14 protein-coding genes and 1 riboswitch are annotated in these 18,519 nt (G+C 67.5%); of the genes, 4 read left to right on the top strand and 10 right to left on the bottom strand.

Features of this window, described 5'->3' with window-relative positions; genetic code table 11:
- Nucleotides 1-153: 153 nt before the first annotated feature.
- On the top strand, nucleotides 154-1,572 hold the full coding sequence (locus C8J47_RS01260) for a DUF4139 domain-containing protein (protein ID WP_121884132.1): 1,419 nt from the start codon (nucleotides 154-156) through the stop codon (nucleotides 1,570-1,572).
- Nucleotides 1,572-3,110, top strand: a complete 1,539-nt coding sequence (locus C8J47_RS01255) for a DUF4139 domain-containing protein (RefSeq protein WP_121884131.1) — start codon at nucleotides 1,572-1,574, stop codon at nucleotides 3,108-3,110. Before C8J47_RS01260 ends, C8J47_RS01255 begins: the two co-directional genes overlap by 1 nt.
- On the opposite strand, the gene pnuC is transcribed toward C8J47_RS01255, so the two are convergent.
- The 7 genes from pnuC to C8J47_RS01220 form a co-directional block, all read right to left on the bottom strand.
- The gene (gene pnuC, locus C8J47_RS01250) at nucleotides 3,093-3,671 is read right to left on the bottom strand and encodes a nicotinamide riboside transporter PnuC (RefSeq protein WP_121884130.1); all 579 of its coding nucleotides are present in this window, start codon (nucleotides 3,669-3,671) and stop codon (nucleotides 3,093-3,095) included. The genes C8J47_RS01255 and pnuC overlap by 18 nt on opposite strands.
- Nucleotides 3,668-4,813 (bottom strand): phosphotransferase enzyme family protein, encoded by a 1,146-nt coding sequence (locus tag C8J47_RS01245; RefSeq protein WP_121884685.1) that lies wholly within the window; start codon nucleotides 4,811-4,813, stop codon nucleotides 3,668-3,670. The genes pnuC and C8J47_RS01245 overlap by 4 nt, the downstream gene beginning before the upstream one ends.
- Nucleotides 4,814-4,823: 10 nt before the next feature.
- Nucleotides 4,824-7,091, bottom strand: a complete 2,268-nt coding sequence (locus C8J47_RS01240) for a TonB-dependent receptor (RefSeq protein ID WP_259467294.1) — start codon at nucleotides 7,089-7,091, stop codon at nucleotides 4,824-4,826.
- Between the two features lie 102 nt (nucleotides 7,092-7,193).
- Nucleotides 7,194-7,303: riboswitch (TPP riboswitch) on the bottom strand.
- A 40-nt stretch (nucleotides 7,304-7,343) separates the two neighbouring features.
- The gene (locus C8J47_RS01235; RefSeq protein WP_121884129.1) at nucleotides 7,344-8,759 is read right to left on the bottom strand and encodes an amino acid permease; all 1,416 of its coding nucleotides are present in this window, start codon (nucleotides 8,757-8,759) and stop codon (nucleotides 7,344-7,346) included.
- 13 nt (nucleotides 8,760-8,772) lie between these two features.
- Nucleotides 8,773-9,426: a GntR family transcriptional regulator gene (locus C8J47_RS01230; protein ID WP_056052308.1), complete on the bottom strand. Its 654-nt coding sequence runs from the start codon at nucleotides 9,424-9,426 to the stop codon at nucleotides 8,773-8,775.
- Between the two features lie 63 nt (nucleotides 9,427-9,489).
- Entirely contained in the window at nucleotides 9,490-10,488 is a 999-nt protein-coding gene (locus C8J47_RS01225) for a 4-hydroxyproline epimerase (protein WP_121884128.1), read from the bottom strand.
- Nucleotides 10,488-11,414, bottom strand: coding sequence for a dihydrodipicolinate synthase family protein (locus tag C8J47_RS01220; RefSeq protein ID WP_121884127.1), 927 nt, complete (start codon nucleotides 11,412-11,414; stop codon nucleotides 10,488-10,490). Before C8J47_RS01220 ends, C8J47_RS01225 begins: the two co-directional genes overlap by 1 nt.
- Before the next feature lie 76 nt (nucleotides 11,415-11,490).
- On the opposite strand from C8J47_RS01220, the gene C8J47_RS01215 reads away from it, so the two are divergent.
- Nucleotides 11,491-12,726 (top strand): FAD-binding oxidoreductase, encoded by a 1,236-nt coding sequence (locus C8J47_RS01215; protein ID WP_259467292.1) that lies wholly within the window; start codon nucleotides 11,491-11,493, stop codon nucleotides 12,724-12,726.
- Nucleotides 12,723-13,898 carry a Xaa-Pro peptidase family protein gene (locus tag C8J47_RS01210; RefSeq protein WP_121884126.1) on the top strand — a complete coding sequence of 392 codons (1,176 nt, stop codon included), beginning with the start codon at nucleotides 12,723-12,725 and terminating at the stop codon, nucleotides 13,896-13,898. Before C8J47_RS01215 ends, C8J47_RS01210 begins: the two co-directional genes overlap by 4 nt.
- A 132-nt stretch (nucleotides 13,899-14,030) precedes the next feature.
- Here C8J47_RS01210 and C8J47_RS01205 read toward each other — a convergent pair whose 3' ends face one another.
- The 3 genes from C8J47_RS01205 to C8J47_RS01195 are packed head-to-tail and all read right to left on the bottom strand — an operon-like array spanning nucleotide 14,031 to nucleotide 18,374.
- On the bottom strand, nucleotides 14,031-15,524 hold the full coding sequence (locus C8J47_RS01205; protein ID WP_259467291.1) for a family 43 glycosylhydrolase: 1,494 nt from the start codon (nucleotides 15,522-15,524) through the stop codon (nucleotides 14,031-14,033).
- A gap of 52 nt (nucleotides 15,525-15,576) precedes the next feature.
- Nucleotides 15,577-17,340, bottom strand: coding sequence for a DUF885 family protein (locus C8J47_RS01200; protein ID WP_310886113.1), 1,764 nt, complete (start codon nucleotides 17,338-17,340; stop codon nucleotides 15,577-15,579).
- Between the two features lie 2 nt (nucleotides 17,341-17,342).
- Nucleotides 17,343-18,374 carry an Ldh family oxidoreductase gene (locus C8J47_RS01195; RefSeq protein ID WP_121884123.1) on the bottom strand — a complete coding sequence of 344 codons (1,032 nt, stop codon included), beginning with the start codon at nucleotides 18,372-18,374 and terminating at the stop codon, nucleotides 17,343-17,345.
- Nucleotides 18,375-18,519 lie beyond the last annotated feature (145 nt).

The raw sequence follows: 18,519 nt of genomic DNA, 5'->3' as shown, positions 1-18,519 counted from the left end.
GCTTTGCTACAGTCTCGTTACGCACAGCAATGTTTCGGCCGATCGTACATTTTATCCGGTCGAACCGCGGCACCAGTTTCCCGACATTGGGCAAAGCTATCCATTGTCGTCGTCCCGCCGCTCCGTCATGCTGCCGCCAAAGGGGACGATCACATGGTCACGGTACGCATCGCAGTCTTGTTGCTGGCTGTCTCGACGTCGGCGTCCGCGATCGCGCAATCCGATCCCCCGGTGCCGGCCAGCGGGTCGGCGCAGGGGGATGTGTCCGCGACGATCTACACGAACGATATCGCGCTCATCCAAGATATCCGGCGCCTTGATCTTCCGGCTGGTCGCACGCGCCAGTCCTTCCCCGACGTCAGCGCGACGATCCGCCCCGAAACGGTATCGCTGAGCGCGCCCGACACGACCGTCGTCGAACAGAATTTCGATTACGACCTGCTGACCCCGTCGAGCCTGATGGAAAAGGCGGTCGGCGAAACGATCACGCTCGTCCGGACCAATCCCGCGACCGGTGCCGAAACGCGCGAGCGGGCGAAGGTGCTCGCGGTCAACGGCGGCGTGGTGCTGCAGATCGCCGACCATATCGAAGTGCTGCGCGACGACGGCCTGCCGGTGCGCGCGATCTTCGACAAGATCCCGACGAATTTGCGCGCGCGGCCGACATTGTCGGTGACGCTCGCGAGCACCCGCGCCGGGTCGCGGCTGGCGACGCTGTCGTACCTGACGCGCGGGCTCGGCTGGCAGGCAGACTATGTGACGCTGTTCGACGACAAGACCGGCACGATCGACGTGCAGGGATGGATCACGCTGCGCAACGCGACCGGCACCAGCTTCGACAGCGCCAAAACGCTGCTCGTCGCGGGCGAAGTCGCCTCCGACGACGACAACCAGACCTTCCGCCCCAACCGCCGCCCTGCGCCTATGCGACGCGCCGGCACCGAAAGCGCGAACCGCGAACAGCTCGGCGATTTCTACCTTTATCCGCTCAAGGAGCGCACCACGATCGCCGACAAGCAGACCAAGCAGGTCAGCTTTCTCGACGTCAAAGGCGCGAAGGCCAGCGCGGGCTACGAATATCGCAACGCCTGGCTCGGCACGCAGACCGAACCGCAAAGCGCGGGCAGCATGCTGCGGTTCGCCAATTCGGCGGCCGGCGGCCTCGGCGATGCGCTGCCCGCGGGGACGGTCCGCGTCTATGTCCGCGATCAGCGCGGCCAGCCCCAGTTCACCGGCGAGAACCGCATCGAGCATACCCCGCAAGGCTCGGATATCAGCCTGCGTACCGGCGACGCGTTCGACGTGAAGGTGCTGCCGGTCGTGGAAGCCCATACCAGGTTGTCCGAAGATCACTGGCGGACGACGATGCGCTACACGCTCAGCAACGCGCGCGCGAAGCCGGTCGTGGTCGACCTGATCCAGGCGGGGCTCGACTGGTCGTGGACCGATACGCGCGTTCAGGCCGAGAGCCAGAAGAGCGAGCGCCAGAATGCGGACAGCGCCCTCTGGCATGTCACGGTGCCCGCCAACGGAACTGCGGTCGTCACGGCCAGCTTCGACACCCGCAACTGATGCGCGGTGTCGTCGCCCTGCTGGCGATACTGGTCGGCGTTCCGGTTTTGCCCGTCACGGCGCAAGCGGCCATACCGACCTCGAAGACCGTCGCCGCGTCGCCCCCGCGGCACGTGTCCGTCACGGTCTATCGCAACCCGCAGCGCGAGCGCGGTCAGGCACCGAATCTGCGGTATCTCGGCGGTTTCGCGGTGGTGACCGAGACCCGGACGATACGACTGCCGGCGGGCGAAGCGGTGGTGACGTTCGCAGGGGTCGCGGGCGGGATCGTCCCTGCCAGCGCGATCATCACCGGACTGCCCGGCGGCACGGTCGAGAAGAACCGCGATGCGCGGCTGTTGTCGCCGGCCGCGCTGATCGACGGATCGCTCGGCCGCCACGTCACGCTGACCCGCACGTCGCGCGCAACCGGCGCGGTGCGTAGCGAGGATGCGGTGATCGTCGCCGGGCCGGCGAGCGGCGTCGTCGTGCGGACCGCGCAGGGCGTCGAGGCTCTTGGCTGTTCGGGTCTTCCCGAAAGACCGGTGTACGCGAAGATTCCAGCGGGTCTGTCCGCGCAACCCGTGCTCAGCGTGACGACCCGCAGTCCGCGCGCGACGATCGCGACGGTCACCGTCTCGTATCTCGCGTCCGAGTTCGACTGGGCGGCGAGCTATGTCGCGACGATCGCCGCCGATGGCCGCACGCTCGATCTGTTCGCGTGGATGACGCTCGCCAACGGCAATGCGGAGAGCTTCGCGAACGCCGATGTCCAGGTCATCGCGGGTCGCCTCGAACGCCGCGAGATCCGCGCCTACCGCGCCGCCGTCGCGCATCTCCGCCTCGACTGTTATCCGCTCGGAACCACGACGTCGGATCTCCAGACCGTAGATGCGCCCGAGCGCGACGACATCGTCGTGACCGGATCGCTGATGGGAGCGCCGGTGATGATGAGAGCTGCACCAGCTCCGGTAGCACCTCCGCCGCCGCCGCCACCCCCGCCGGAGGACCTTGGCGACCTGAAACTTTACCGCGTACCCGAGCCCGTCACGGTCGCCGCGAACCAGATGAAACAGGTCGCCTTGCTCAGCAGGACCCACGTCCCGTTCGAGCGGCGCTATCGCGGCCAGGTATTTCCCGGCCAGACGATCGCGGAGACGCCGGTCCGGATCGAACTGCGCATGCAAAACGAAACGCGCGCCGGGCTCGGCCTGCCCCTCCCCGCCGGCTCGACCGCGTTATACGTCGAACGTGACGGCGCGCGCGGACTGATCGGCCTCGGTCGCGCTGTCGATACCCCCACCGGCCAGCGCTTCACGCTAGCGGCAGGCACGAGCCCGGGGGTCCTGGTGCGTCAGGTCGGTGACCGCACGGGCCACGCCGTCGTCACGCTGAGCAACGCCAACCCGTTTCCCGTCGCGGTGGAGATCGGGATCGGCAGGGCCGGGCAGAAGGCGTTCGAAGCGCCGACCGCCGCGCTCCGTCGCGTCGACGGCGTCCAGACCTGGACAGCGACCGTGCCGGCGAACGGAACCGCGACCTTAGGCTATGGCTATTGAGGCGTCCTTACGGCCCGCCGCGCGCCAACGCCGATAGCCGATCACCGCCAGCACGATCATCGCCGCGTACAGTCCCGCGGTCGGCAGCAACCCCTTGAACACGAACATCCCGACATAGAGGCTGTCGACCCCGATCCACAGGAGCCAGCTGGCGGCGTGGCGGCGCGCGGTCCAATATTGCGCGACCAGACTGAAGCTGGTCAGACCCGAATCCATCCACGGCAGCGCCGCATCGGTATAGCGGCTCGTGAACCAGCCGATCGCGATTGCACCGACCGCGCCGGCCGCCAGCCCCGCGGCCAATCGCCCTGGACATAGCGGCGCGACGACGACTTCGCCCGCGTCGTCCTGGCCCTTCGTCCAGGCGATCCAGCCATAGACGATGGCCAGGCCGAACAGCGCCTGGAGCACCATGTCGGCATACAGCCGGACGTCGAGGAACAGTTTGAAATACAGCGCGCAGGCGACCAGGCTGACCGGCCAGCACAGCATCCGGCGTGTCGCGGTCAGCCAGATTCCCGCGAAGCTGACCACAACCGCGACGATCTCGAGCGCCGTCATCGGTCGTTCGCCGCGACGTCGATGGCCCGCAGGAAGCCCTGCCCCGCAGCCGCGCGAAACCAGTCGGCATGGCCGATCAGATAGCCGTCCCACGCCAGCGCGGCGGAGGCAGGATCGGCGACGACGCTCGTGAAGTAGTCGATCTCCGACAACGCGAACTCGAGATGGACCAGCGGCACGAGGCGCAGAATTGCGGTCAGGTCGGCACGGTTCAGCGGCGCGATCGTGGCATAGCCTGCCAGCAGCGCGCGCGCCGCTGCCGGATCGCCAATCGCGTCATCTGCGCTTTGTCCCAGGTCGAGCCAGCGGATCGCGGTCCGTTCGATCGCGGTCGCGATATCGTGGACCGCACAGGTCCGGTCGGCGAGCCCGAAATCGAAGATCGTCGCCACGCTGTCGTCTGCCGCCCAGAGCAGGTTGGACGGATGCCAGTCGTTGTGCGTCCACAACGGCGCCTGCTCGGCCAACAGGGTCGACAGGCCGTCGCCCAATGTCGCGAACAACGGTGCGAGCTGCCGTTGCCAATCCCGATCCGCCAGAAATGCCGCCATCGAGGGACGCGCCGCGAGATAGTCTTCGGTCGCCGCCATCGGATCGCTCGCCGGAAGGATCGTGAAGCTGGCGACGAGCGGTTGCCGCCGCCGCGCTGAAGCATCGAAGCCGCGTGCGGCCCGGTGCAATGTCGCGAGCGCGACGCCGGCGGCATGCGCGTGATCGAGCGACAGGAACGGCGTCCACGACATCCGGTCGCGGTACAGATCCGCCCCCGGCGCGGTGCGATGCAGTTCGTACCGCCAATCGCCGACCGCGACCGCACTCGATCCGTCGACGGCGCACACGAGATCCGGCACCGATACGCCGTTGACTGCCAGATGCGCGATGAACGCATGCTCCTCGGCCAGTCCGTCGAGCCCGCGTAAACGATGGTCGTGCCGTTTCAGGAAAAAAACACCGCGCGTCGTCTGCACCAATGCGGCGGCGGAAAACGGTCGCGGCGAGTGCCAGCGCAAGTCCGTGAGTTCGCCCACGCCCGGGAAGAGCGCGAGCGCCTTTTCCGCATCGTCAGCGGTGATCGCGGGCCAGGTCGGCGCTTCCCATTCGGTGCCCATCCCGTGGACGAGGTGGCCTGCGGGCGAAGCCAGCGATGTCATCTCAGAACGCACGCGACACCGTCGCCATCACCGCCCTGCCGCTGCCGATATAATAGGCCGGCGCAGTGCCGGCGATCACCGTGCCGTTGCGGCCGATCGAGTCCTGCGCGTTGGTGGTGACCGCCTGCACGCCGGCCAGGACGTGCGGATCGGTGACGTTGATCGCATTCACGCGCAGATCGGTGCGCTGGCCGTCGAGCCACTCGGCCAGATGCACCCCGACCGACAGATCGAGCGTCGCATAGCCCTTGATACGCTCGTCGTTGACGAACGTCGCATATTGCCGGCCGAGATATTTCGAGGCGACGCTGCCGAAGAACCGGCCGTCGTCATACGTGCCGCCCGCGCCGAACTGGACCGTCGGACTCGACACCGCGTGCTTGCCGCGCGTCGCGAGAAAGTCCCCGCCGACCGGCAGATCGTCGTCGATCCGCGCGTGCAGATACTCCCCCGAGAGATACAGGCTGACGCCCGCGATCGGCCGGTAATCGACCTCGGCATCGACCCCGTACGAGGTCTGCCCGCCGGCGTTGAGCGTCCCGCTGATCAGCGCACCGCCCTGGTCAATGACGGTCGCCAACTGGCGGTTGCGGAACTTGTAGTGGAAGCCCGTCACCGACGCCGAGAGCTGTGCGCCGATGAAGCGATAACCGAGTTCCTGCGACACCGAATATTCGTTCTTCAACGCAGTCGTGCCCTGCGTCGCGACGACCCCGCCCGCATAGCTGTTGTAGAGCGTGAACTCGTTGGGCGTGCGGAAATTGGTGGTGATGTTGGCGAACACCTGCTGGCGATCGTCGAGCCGGTAATGGATCGCCGCGCGCGGCAGCGCCGCGAAGCTGTCGAGCCGCACGTCGGTCTGCGGCCCCGGCAGGTAATTGCGGCCGTTGCGCAGCACGTCGACGCCCTTGAACCCCGCGTCGATCGTCAGCCGCGGCGTCAGCGCGATGCTGTCGGCGACGAAGAACCCCTTCGTGACGGTGACGGTCCGCTGGTTCTCATAGGCGAGCAGGCGACCATCGGCAGTGCGGATCGCCTTCGCGCGATACCCCCAGCGGTCGGTCGGCTCCCCGTCCGCATCGATCGACGTGTACGACTGCGTGACGCGATCGGTGCCGTAATCGAACCAGAGCCCGGCGGTGAGCGTGTGCACGCCGGTCTTGAAGGTGAGCTTACTGACGTTGCCGGTCCGCATCTGATCGCCGGTATAATTGCCGAGCACGGTCGCCACACCGTCGACCGCGCCGGGCAGCGCGATCGGCTGGGCCAGCTCTTCGGTCCCGAGGAAATTGCCGGTGGTGGTGAGCTGCGTGCCATAGGGCGAGTTGCCGTAGCCGAACTGGAGATAGGTCGTGGTGTCCAGCGCGAGCCGGTCGGTCAGCACCAGATGCACCGGTGCGGAGGCATAGAGGTTGCGGAACGGCGCGCGGTACAGCCGCCAATAGTTTGTGTTCCCCGCCGTATAACGCTTGTCGTAGTTGAAGCCGCGACCCTGCGCGTTCCACTCCGCCAGCGTCGGGCTCGGATAGCTCGACGAGTTCGCATCGTTATACGACAGCGCGATGCTGGCGCGGTTGCCGGCGCCCCATTCCTCGAGAAACTTCGCGTCGATATGCTGGCGCGTGTCGTAGCCCGCGCCGCGCCAATTGTCCGCGCGGGTGTTCGAATAGGACAGGAACGCCTTCAGCCCGGTGTTGCCGATCGTGCCGGTGTCGACGCGCACGAACGCACGCCGCGCCGCGTAGCTGCCGAGCGACAGATCGACCAGCCCACCGGGACGCGCCTTGGGATCGTCGAGCGCCAGCGACAACAGCCCGCCGGCACCGCCCAGCGTCGGCGAATCGATATCGACCGCGCCTTGCGCCAGCGTGATCCGCCGCAGATTCTCGGGGTCGGCGAACTGCGAGGGATAGGCGTAATAATAGCCGATGTCGTTCTGCGGCGCGCCTTCCATCAGCACGCCGATCTCGTCCTGCCCGAGCCCGCGGACGGTGAGGCTCGAACTGGTCGAGAGGCCGTACGGATCGCTCGACGCGACGTTCGCGCCGGGCAGCAACGTCACCAGCTGGAACGCGTTGAGCGTCGGCGCCTGCTTGACGATGAAGTCCGCGGAGATCGCGCTCTGCGCTTTCGGCGTACGCTGGTCGGGTAAGAGGCCTGCCGAATCGGGCGTGCCGACGACGCGGATCTCCGCGGGTTCGGCCGGATCGGGGGCGACTTGCGCCAGCGCGGACGACGCGAGCAAAGTTGCCGACAGGGTCAACGCCACCCGGCCCAGTCGGACATGCGATCGCCAAGACGGCGACGCGGACTTCAAAAACGGAAAACCAGTACCGAAAACGCTCACGTCCACTCCAATCGGAGGGACGACGGGCCAGCCGCGGACCCTCCCTACGCCGGTATAAGCCGGATCAGGTTCAGCGGGTCATGGGCTGCTGCCCACCTCTCAGCCGCGCGTCAGCGGCCCCCCGGGGATAGCTTCGCTTAGGCGGTCGGTGTGCCGGTGGAAAGCGCTATCGCCTTAAAGTGGCGAAGCTTTCCCCGCATCGCTCTTGCGCCGCCCATAGGCCGCGTACAGCGCGAGCCCGATGCCGTTCCAGATCACGAACCGGACGAGCGTCGACGTCGGCAGGCTCGCGAGCAGATACAGGCAGCCGAGCACGGTCACGGTACCGACGACATAGGCGGCCGGGCAGCGGAACAGCCGCGGCAGGTGCGGCGCGGTGCGACGCAACACCATCAGGCACACGCCGACCGAGATGAACGCGATCAGCGTCCCCGCATTGGCGAGTTCGGCGATCTCGTCGAGCCGGAAGAACCCCGCGACCGCGGCGATCGACAGGCCGGTCAGCAGCGTGATCAACGTCGGCGACCCGGTCCGCTTGCTGACCTTGGCAAGCCGCCGCGGGAGCAGCCCGTCGCGCGCCATCACGAAGAAGATCCGGCTCTGCCCGTACATCATCACCAGGATCACCGACGGCAGCGCGATCACCGCGGCCAGCGCGATGAGCTGCGCGGCGAACGGCTGGCTCAACTGACGCAGCACCAGCGCGAGCGGTTCGGGCGAATTGGCGAGCTGCGTGAACGGCAGCGCGCCGATCGCGCTGACCGCCACCGCCATGTAGATCACCGTGCAGACCAGCATCGAGCCGACGATGCCGATCGTCAAATCGCGCTTGGGGTTCTTGGTTTCCTCCGCCGAGGTCGCGACCGCGTCGAAGCCGTAGAATGCGAAGAACACGATCGCCGCCGCCGCCATCACGCCCCTCTTGTGCCCGCCGATCTCGGTCGAGCCGAAGCCGTAGGGCATGAACGGGTGCAGGTTGTCGGCCTTGAACGCGGGCGCGGCGTAGACGACGAAGATCGTCAGCGCGACCAGCTTGATCAACACCAGCACGATGTTCAGCGTCGCGCTCTGCCGCGTGCCGAGGATCAGCATCCCCATCACCGCGAGCGACACCAGTACCGCGGGCATGTTGACGATCCCGCCGCCATGCGGACCGACCAACAATGCGTGCGGCAGATGGATCCCCGCCGCCTCGATCCAGCCGACCAGATAGCCCGACCAGCCGACCGCGACGGTCGAACACGCCAGCGAATATTCGAGGATCAGGCTCCAGCCGACCACCCAGGCGACGGTCTCGCCGAGCGCGGTATAGCTAAAGGTATAGGCGCTCCCCGCGGCGGGGATCAGCGTCGCGAGCTCGGTATAGGCGAGTGCCGCGCACGCGCAGATCACGCCGCAGATCACGAAGGCGAGGATGACGCCCGGCCCGGCGCGTTCCGCGCCGACGCCGACCAAGGTGTAGATTCCGGTGCCGACGATCGCCCCCACCCCGAGCGCGATCAGATGCGGCCAGCTCAGCGTCTTGGCGAGGCTGTGTTCGCGGTTATGGGCAGACGATTCGAACGATTTACGCGGTCCAAACATGCCCATCCCCGGTTGGTCTCTAGTCTCGCGCTGTGTCGAACTGCGCGCGCAGATCGGTCAGCGTCGATTGAATATGGCTCGTCAGCAGCACCAGCATGCGATCGTCGTCGCGGGCGAGCCAGGCGTCGAGCATCTGGCGATGCTCCAGATGCGCCCGATCCTCGCGTCCCGCCGGGCGCAGATGCGCGACGACATAGCGTTCCGCCAGGATCGCCAGCCGCTCGACCATCTGCGTGGTCAGCAGGCGGCGGCCGGGACGGACCAGCGCGGTGTGGAACACGCGGTTGCGGATCGCGACCTCGGCCAGCCGCTCGCTCGCGGCGCTGTCCAGTTCTTCGAACGCCAGGATAGCCGCGACACGATCGTCGTCGTTGGCGACCGTCGCGGCATAGGCCGCAGCCTGCGGTTCGATCGCCAGCCGCAACGCGAAGATATCGTTCGCCTCGTCCGCCGACATCGGCTGGACCGAATAGCCGCGGTTCGCATGGCTGGTCAGCAGCCCTTCTTGCTCGAGCCGCGCCAGTGCCTCGCGGAGCGGGATCTTGCTGACGCCGAGTTCGGTCGCCAACGCATCCTGGCGGATCGCGGTGTGGCCGGCGAGCTTGCCGGTAACGATCTGCTCGCGAACGATCTCGAACACCTGCTCGGACAGGGTGCGGACGACGATACTCATAGACGGAAGGCTCCGGGGACGGGATTGCGCCCCCTGCATAGCCCACACTTCATGAAATATAGCTCACGAAACTTGAAACCCGTTCCAAAAACGATCGTCGCGATCGATCCAGATCGTGTTGAACCCGGTCGCGATCGCCGATCCTTCGATCGACGGGATGATCGCCGGCGTATCGCCCAGCATGGTCTCGGCTTCGACGCGCCCGATGAAGCGGCTGCCGATATAGCTCTCATGTACGAACCGGTCGCCGACCGACAACCGTGCCGTGTCAGCGAGATGCGCCAGGCGGGCGGAGGTGCCGGTGCCGCACGGACTGCGGTCGATCGCCTTGTCGCCGTAGAATACCGCGTTGCGACCGTCCGCCCCATCTGTGCGCGGCACGTCGGCCCACAGCACGTGGCTGACGCCGCGGATCGTCGGGTCGAGTGGATGAACCGGCTCGAACTGTGCCCGTACGGCCTCGCGAACGCGGCCGCTGAGCGCGATGATCTCCGCCGCGCCGAGGTCGTCGAGCCCGGTATAGCGTCCCTGCGGCTCGACGATCGCATAGTAATTGCCGCCATAGGCGACATCGATGTTGAGCGGGCCGATGCCCTCGATATCCACCGCGATCCCGCGTGCCGCGACATACGCCGGCACGTTGGTGATCCGCACCGAGGTCACCTTTGCGCCATCACTCTCGTACGCCACGTCGATAACGCCCGCAGGCACCTCGATCCGCAACCGGCCCGGTACGGCCGGTTGGATCAGCCCATGTTCGAGCCCGAACGTCACCATCCCGATGGTGCCGTGCCCGCACATCGGCAGGCACCCGCTCGTTTCGATGAACAATATGCCGATATCGGTATCGTCGCGGGTCGGCGGGTAGAGGAACCCGCCCGACATCATATCGTGCCCGCGCGGCTCGAAGCAGAGCCCGGTGCGAATCCAGTCGAACCGGTTCATGAAATCCTGCCGCCGCTCCGACATCGACGCGCCCTTCAGCAACGGCGCACCGCCCGCGACGAGGCGGACCGGATTGCCGGCGGTGTGGCCGTCGATGCAGAAGAAAGTGTGGCGCATCAGTCGGATGCTAGCGCCGGCTCGGCGGCGGTCAATGTCGGGCGGGTCGATGCGGCCTTCTCGACCATCGCGATCACCTCGGCACGGCGTTCGCCGATCAGCGGATAGCGTGGCGGCAGGACACGTTCGGAGCCGCGCCCCATGACCTGCTCGGCGAGCTTGATCGACTGGACCAGGTCATGCTCGGCATCGAGATGAAGCAAGGGCATGAACCAGCGATAGATTTCCATCGCCTTGGCATGATCGCCGCGCGCGAATGCGTTGACGAGCTCCACCGATTCCCGCGGGAATGCGTTGGTAAGCCCGGAGACCCAGCCCTGCGCGCCCAGATACAGCCCTTCGAGCGCAACGTCGTCGAGCCCGGCGAACAGCACGTAGCGGTCGCCGAACGCGGTCTTCACGTCGGTGAAACGCCGCGTGTCGGGCGCAGATTCCTTCACCGCGACGATGTTCGCGACATCGACCAGCGCGGCGAGGACGTCGTTGTCGATCAGCGTGCGATACGCGGGCGGGTTGTTATACAGCATGATCGGCAGGCCGACCTGCTCCGCCACGCCCTTGAAATGCGCCACCAGTTCGTGCGGCTTCGGCACATAGACCATCGGCGGCAACAGCATCAGGCCGTCCGCGCCGGCCTTCTCGGCGGCCTGCGCATAGCGAACCGCACGACGCGTGTCGTATTCCGAGACGCCGGTGATGACCGGCACGCGACCATCGACCGCCTCGACGATCGCGGTCAGCACTTCGACCTTTTCATCATAGTCGAACGAGTTATTCTCGCCGACCGTGCCGAGTGCGATCACCCCGGTCACACCGTCGCGGATCAGGTCGTCGACGACGCGCTGGGTGTCGGCGAGGTCGACGCTCATGTCCTCGCGGATCTGCGTCGTTACGGCCGGAAATACGCCCTTCCATTCGACAGACATTCGGTATCGACCTTCCTGCGTTTCAAGATATATATCGTATACGAATTCGTTAAGCGCCGTGCAACAGGAGATTGGATTGAAAACGATCGGTATCGTGGGGGGCGGCGTGGTCGGACTGTGCTGCGCCGTCGCGCTGCTCGACCGGGAGTACAGCGTGAGTGTGTTCGAACGCGATGGCGATTACAACGCCGCATCCTGGGGCAATGCCGGGCACATCGCGGTCGAACAGGTCGAGCCGCTCGCCTCGCCCGCCGCGGTGCGCTCGGTACCGAAGCGTCTGTTCAGCGTCGGCGGCGCGCTGGGACTGCCGGTGTCGATGGCGGCGCACTGGCTGCCGTTCACCGCACGGCTGGTCGCGGCGTCGACCCCGGCGAAGTTCGCGGCGGGCACGGCGGCGCTGACGCCGCTGCTCGCCGGCGCGATGCCTGCGTGGCGCGACCTGGTCGGCACGCTCGGCGCGCGCGACCTGCTCCGCGAGGACGGCCATATCGTCGTCTGGGACACACCCGAAAGTGCACGCGCCGGCCGCACCCATTGGTCGCGCGCTGCGATCGGCACGGCGCGGATCGCGGACGCCGATCCCGACGTGCTGCACCGGCTCGGCTTTCTCGCCGATCCGGTCGGCGGCGCGATCCGCTTCACCGGCAGCGGCCAGATCGCCGACCTTCGCGTGCTTGCAACAACACTCGAGGCCGCGGTCGAGGCACGTGGTGGCCGGATCGTCCGCCAAGCGGCGCGATTGGCCGACGATTCAGGACGGATCGTCATCCTCGGCCACGATGTCGATCAGCTACTCGTGACCGCAGGCGTCCGCTCCCGCGCGCTGCTCGAACCGCTCGGCTACCGCGTGCCGATGATCGCCGAGCGCGGCTATCATATCCGCGCGCGCGCCGACGGCTGGCCGGCCGACCTGCCGCCGGTCGTGTTCGAGGATCGCTCGATGATCGTCACCCGCTATGCGGAGTGCGTCCAGGCGGCGAGCTTCGTCGAGCTCGGCGATCCCGACGGTCCGCCCGATCAGCGCAAATGGGACCGACTGGAGCATCACGTCCGATCGCTCGGCCTGCCGATCGACGGGCCGTTCACGCGCTGGATGGGGGCCAGGCCGACGCTGCCCGACTATCTCCCCGCGATCGGCCGCTCGACGCGCCACGCAAATCTCGCTTATGCCTTCGGCCACCAACATCTCGGGCTCACACTCGCGCCGGTGACCGCGACGCTCGTCGCGGCGATGCTGGCGGGGGAGACCCCGGCGGTGCCGCTCGCGCCGTTCGACCTCGACCGCTTCGGTAAAAAAGGACCTGACGCATGACCATCGGCGGATCATCGATACCCGACGAGCTGGCGACCATCGCCCCCTGGGCGGACCGTGCGCCACCGATCACGCTGGCCGAGCGCACCACGAGGCTCGACAAGGCGCGCTCGCTGACCGAGGCGGCGGGCGCCGACGCGCTGCTGATCGGCGCCGGGGCTAGCCTGCGCTATTTCGCGGGTGTGCCCTGGGGCGCGACCGAGCGGCTGGTCGCGCTGCTGCTGCCGGTGAAGGGGCAGCCGATGCTGATCTGCCCGCGCTTCGAACAGGGTTCGCTGGAGGCCGCGGTCGAGATCGACGCCGACCTGCGTCTCTGGGAAGAGGACGAGAGCCCATATGCGCTGGTTGCCGACGCGGTCGGCGGCCGCGTGCTGCTCGACCCGCAGCTCCCCTATGGCATGGCCAGCGCGCTCGCCGCCACCGGGCTCGATGTTGCCGATGGCGCGTCGGTGATCGACGCATGCCGGATGATCAAGAGCCCCGCCGAACTCGCGCTGCTCCGCCAGGCCAAGGCGATGACGCTCGACGTCCAGCGCCGCGCCGCGCGTATCCTCCGCCCAGGTATTGCCGCCAGCGCGGTGATCCGCTTCATCGACGAGGCGCACCGCGCGATCGGATCCTCGGGCTCGTATTTCTGCGCCGTCCAGTTCGGCCACGCGACCGCGTTCCCGCACGGCCTCCCCGGCGACCAGTTGCTCGAAGAGAACCAGCTCGTGTTGATCGACACCGGCTGTCAGGTGGAGGGCTATCACTCCGACATCACGCGGACCTACGCGTTCGGTAACGTCGGCGACGAGGCGCGCGCGATCTGGGACATCGAACACGAGGCGCAAGCCGCCGCGTTCGACGCGGTCCAGCCCGGCGTCCCCTGCGAAGCGATCGACGCCGCCGCCCGCGCGGTGCTGGAGAAGGCCGGGCTCGGCCCCGACTACCGCCTGCCCGGCCTGTCGCACCGCACCGGCCACGGCATCGGCCTGTCGATCCACGAACCGGCCTATCTGGTCCGCGGCGACCGCACGCCGCTGGCACCGGGAATGTGTTTCTCGAACGAACCGATGATCGTCGTACCGGACCGCTTCGGCATCCGGCTGGAGGATCATTTCCACGTCACCGACACTGGCGCCACCTGGTTCACCGAACCGCAACCCTCGATCGACCGCCCGTTCGGCTGATTGGCTGAACGTCCCTAATCCCGTCATCTTGGGCTCGACCCAGGATCCAGAGCCACCGATGCCATCACTTGAGGCTCTGGATCCCAGCTTTTGCTGGGATGACGGGGTTGGTCGGAAGGCGGCTCTTCCGAATTAGCCGCAGGGCGGCGCGGGCGGCGCGGCCGGGTCGCGCGCCGCGACCGCCTGTGGATGCGGGGCAAGCGCCTCCCATTCCTGCACCGCAACGCCGGCATGACCGCGGGCATCGCCCGACGTCTCGAAGACCGCGCGCAGGCACCGCGTCGTCACCGGCCTAAAGCTCGCGGACTGGAACCCGTCCGACCCGGTACCGAAACCACGCGCCCCCCGCACCCGTTTCCAGCCGCGATCCCAATATTCCAGCCACCAACGCTTCGGCGGCGCGATCCCGGTCCGCGATCCCGCCGCTCGATCCGCCCAGAAGCGCATGCGCGCACCGTTCAGCGTCACCGGAGCATCCCAGCGATACGCGATCCACTGCCGCGCAGGCCCCGCCCGGCTCCCCCACATATCCGGCGGCAGCGGGTTCGCCCGCACGATCCCGTCGTTCAGCGCGGCCAGCCAATAGCGCACCGGCACCGGCTCGTTCGACGCCTCGGCCGTCGCCGCACCGGCGATATTGCGCGACGGCAGCGGCGCAGGCCGAGCGCGCCGCGTCGCCACCACCCGCAGGATCGCGGCGGGCGTCACGCTGTCGTCGAACAGCATCGGATCGATCGCGACGCTGCGCCGGAAATGCCCGCCGCCAGCCGCATCGGCCGTGTGATACGCGAGATACCAGCGCCCCTTGAAGTCCACCGCGCCCGGATGCGACGTGGTCGACGACACCGGTTTCAGCACCACGCCGCGATACGTCCAAGGCCCCATCGGCGACGGCGCGGTCCCGTAAGCGATGCACGCGTGATAGATCGCCGGCGTACAGTCCGAGCCCGGTCCCGCGGTGTTGCCGGCGTACAGCATGTAATAGACGCCGCGCCGCTTCATGATCCACGGCGCTTCGAAGAACTCGGTCAGCCCGGTGATCCGCCGCTCGGGGCCGATCGGCGTCACCATGTCGCGCGCGAGTTCGACGCCGCGCAGTTCGCCGAACGTCCCCCAATAGAGATACACGCGGCCGTCGTCGTCGATCAGCACGGTCGGATCGATATTCTGGATATCGTTGCGCACCGGCACGCGCTGCGAGACGATCGGCCCCGACGGATGTGCGTCGCGCCACGGTCCGGTCGGGCTGTCGGCAACCGCGACGCCGATCGCGAACCGATCCTCGGCATCGCTGCCTTTTTCGACCACCGGCGCATACAGATACAGCCGCCCGTTGCGCGCTTGGACGATCTGCCCGGCATAGGCGCGCGCCGGCTCGGCCCATCCGAATACGGTCTCGGGTCGCGCGATCGCCGGATAATGGACCCAGTCGCCCGACGCCGGATCCTGGGTCGACAGCAGCTGCCATTCCTTCATCACGAAGTCGTCGACGTCCGCCGCCGCCTCGTCGCGCCCGGCGAGGATCCACAGCGTATCGCCGATCACCACCGGCGCCGGATCGGTCGAATAATACCCGTCCGCGAGGATCGGATTGCCCGGCGCATGGATGTGCGTCCCCCGCGGCACATCCTGCGCCAGCCCGGCGGAGGCGATCAGGCCGACCGCCGCGAGCCAGCGCCTATTCCTCGTCAGGATACGGCCCCCTGCCGCCCGCCGCGATCAGCTGGTCGGTACGCGCCTCGATCACCGGCACCGGCACCGATCCCATCTCCAGCATCGCGTCGTGGAAAGCGCGGATGTTAAACTTCGCGCCGAGCTTGTCCTGCGCCTTCTTCCGCGCCGTCTGGAACGCGATCTGCCCCATGTAATAGGACAGCGCCTGCCCCGGCCACGCGATGTATCGGTCGACCTCGGTTTCGATCTCGTGGTTCGACAGCGCGGTGTTGTCGTGCAGATAGTCCTGCGCCTGCTTCCGGCTCCAGCCCTTCGCATGGATGCCGGTATCGACCACCAGCCGCGCTGCGCGCCATGCCTGATAGCTCAGCATCCCGAACAGGTCGTACGGCGTCTCGTACATCCCCATGTCCTCGCCAAGCGTCTCGCAATACAGCGCCCAGCCCTCGCCATAGACCGACAGATACGTGTCACGCCGGAACGCCGGCAGCGTCTTGTTCTCGGACGCGAGCGGCATCTGGAACGCGTGGCCCGGCGCACTTTCATGCAGCGTCAGCGCGACCTGCGAATAGAAGGGCCGCGACGGCAGATCGTAGGTGTTGACCAGATAGATCCCCGGCCCGCCGCGACCGCTGGTATAGAACGGCGCGATGTCCGCGGGCACCGGCTTGATCGCGAACCGGCTGCGCGGCAGATGCCCGAACCACTGCGACGCCTTGCCGTCGAACGTCTTGGCGATCCACGCGGCGCGGTACAGCAGTTCGTTCGGCGTCTTGGGATAGAATTGCGGATCGGTGCGCAGGTGATTGAAGAACGCCTGCAGATCGCCCTGGAACTTCACGCTCCGCATCACGCCGTCCATCCGACCGCGGATCTTGGCGATCTCGGCGAGCCCGAGCGCGTGGATCTGCTCGGGCGTGATATCCTGCGTGGTGTATTCGCGGACCTTCGACTGGTAATAGGCCTTGCCCTCGGGCAGGTCGTACGCCGCCAGCCCCTCGCGGGCATGCGGGATATATTCGGTGCGCAGGAACTTCAGCAGCGTCGCATAGGCGGGGACGACCGCCTGCGAGATCGCTGCCGTCCCTTCAGCTCTGAGCGCGGCCTGCTCGGCGGCGGGGATCGTCGACGGGAAGGTCTTGAACGGTTCGTAGAACGGCGAGTCCTGCGGCGTCTTCGCGTCCGCGACCTGCGCGACCCCGTTGTCGCGCCCGGTCAGCGTCACCCGCGCCGGGGTGAAACCGCGCGCCAGTCCCGCGCGCATGTTGCCGGTCTGCTGATCGAAATAGCGCGGAATCTGGCGCATCACCGCGATGTAGTCGCGATAGTCCTTCACCGATTTGAAAGTGCCGCGCGCGCTTTCCGCGACGTCACCCCAGAAGCTCGTATCGGCGGTCAGCGGCTTCTCGTAATCGCGAAAGCGTTGCTCGGCGAGCAAGGCGTCGATCTGCTGCGCGTAGACCGCATAATTGACGCGATTGGCAGGCGAGAGTGTCGCCGGCGAGATCGCAGCCAGTTGCCGCGACACGTCGGTCCACCGCGCGAGCCGCTCGGCCTGCGCCTTGGGGCCGACATCGGGCAGGCGCGGCGCAGCGGTCGGATTGTCCTCGCCCTGCGCGAACTGGAGTTGCCGCCACGCATATTCCGCCGTGTAGAGCGCCTTGAACCGCGCATCCGCCGACGTTGCCGCCGCGGCCTTAGGAGCCTTTGGAGGCGCCGCCCCCGCCGCAGTCGAGCCCAGCGCGAGCAACAGGATCATCGCCTTCATCGTCATTCTCCTGGGACCAGCACCATGATGTCGCGGTACAGTGCGGCGGGTATCGTCACACCCTCGGTCAGACTGCGCGCCCGCGCCGCGTACCGCCGTTGCGCCGGTAGCCGAGCACCCTGCCCCTCGATCGCCGCGAACATCGCCTCCGCGCGAGTAAGGTGTTCGGCGACCGCATCGCCTAAAAATCCGACGGGATCGATCGCGATGATCAGTTCGCCGCCGATCGGCGACCCACCGCGCGCCGCGTCAGCCTCAAGCGACTCCCGGCTGGTCATGTCGCCGATCAGCGGCCCCGCGAGCAGTTCGACCATCGCCGCCAGCGCCGACCCCTTATGCCCGCCAAACGTCCGCATCGCACCGTTCAGCACCGCCGCCGCGTCGGTCGTCAGCTGCCCTTCCGCATCATAGCCCCAATCGTCGGGCACCGCCTTCCCGGCGCGCCGATGCAGCTCGATCTCACCGCGCGCGACCGCGCTCGTCGCGAAGTCGAACACGAACGGTTCGCGGCCGGGCCGCGGCCAGCCGAACGCGATCGGGTTGGTCCCGAACACGGGCTGCGTGCCCCCCGCCGGCGCGACCCAGGCATGGCTCGGCGTGACCGCGAGCGCGACCAGCCCTTCCTCAGCCAGCGCCTCGACCTCGGGCCACAACGCTGCGAAATGCACCACCTTGTTCAGCGCCAGCGCAGCAATGCCGTACGCGCGCGCCTTCTCCGCCAACCGTTGCCGCCCGCGCTCGAACGCGAGTTGCGCGAACCCGCCGCCGCCATCGACCCGCACGAGCGCGCGCGCCGGCTCGCTCACGACCGGCTCCGCATCGACCGCCACGACACCCTTGGCGATGCTGTTGGCTGCGACCAGCAACCGGTAGATGCCGTGGCTTGCACAGCCGTCACGCTCACCCGAGACCATCGTCTCCGCGACCGCCTCGGCATGCGCGCGCGACAGGCCAGCCTCGAGCAAAACTTTCCGCGCCAACGCCCGCACTTCGTCGAGCGATAGGCGAATGCCGTCTGCCTGCGCGTCGGTCATGCAAAGGCTCCGCGGTCGCATCCACACTCGGCGCGCAAGACCTGTTTCCCCGCGAAGGCGGGGATCCAGACTGGACTCCCGCCTTCGCGGGAGAACAAGGAAGGGAGCGCTGCCGCCGGATTGCGGACCAACCCTGGCACGGCGC

Source organism: Sphingomonas sp. PP-F2F-G114-C0414 (genome assembly GCF_003688595.1).
Taxonomy (GTDB): domain Bacteria; phylum Pseudomonadota; class Alphaproteobacteria; order Sphingomonadales; family Sphingomonadaceae; genus Sphingomonas.
This window is presented reverse-complemented; position numbering and strand designations above follow the sequence as displayed.

Bases quoted from the DNA above. Each gene is read 5' to 3' on its own strand.
- C8J47_RS01260 (WP_121884132.1), top strand. From the start codon at position 154: ATGGTCACGGTACGCATCGCAGTCTTGTTGCTGGCTGTCTCGACGTCG.
- C8J47_RS01255 (WP_121884131.1), top strand. From the start codon at position 1,572: ATGCGCGGTGTCGTCGCCCTGCTGGCGATACTGGTCGGCGTTCCGGTT.
- pnuC (WP_121884130.1), bottom strand. From the start codon at position 3,671: ATGACGGCGCTCGAGATCGTCGCGGTTGTGGTCAGCTTCGCGGGAATC.
- C8J47_RS01235 (WP_121884129.1), bottom strand. From the start codon at position 8,759: ATGGGCATGTTTGGACCGCGTAAATCGTTCGAATCGTCTGCCCATAAC.
- C8J47_RS01230 (WP_056052308.1), bottom strand. From the start codon at position 9,426: ATGAGTATCGTCGTCCGCACCCTGTCCGAGCAGGTGTTCGAGATCGTT.
- C8J47_RS01225 (WP_121884128.1), bottom strand. From the start codon at position 10,488: ATGCGCCACACTTTCTTCTGCATCGACGGCCACACCGCCGGCAATCCG.
- C8J47_RS01220 (WP_121884127.1), bottom strand. From the start codon at position 11,414: ATGTCTGTCGAATGGAAGGGCGTATTTCCGGCCGTAACGACGCAGATC.
- C8J47_RS01210 (WP_121884126.1), top strand. From the start codon at position 12,723: ATGACCATCGGCGGATCATCGATACCCGACGAGCTGGCGACCATCGCC.
- C8J47_RS01200 (WP_310886113.1), bottom strand. From the start codon at position 17,340: ATGAAGGCGATGATCCTGTTGCTCGCGCTGGGCTCGACTGCGGCGGGG.
- C8J47_RS01195 (WP_121884123.1), bottom strand. From the start codon at position 18,374: ATGACCGACGCGCAGGCAGACGGCATTCGCCTATCGCTCGACGAAGTG.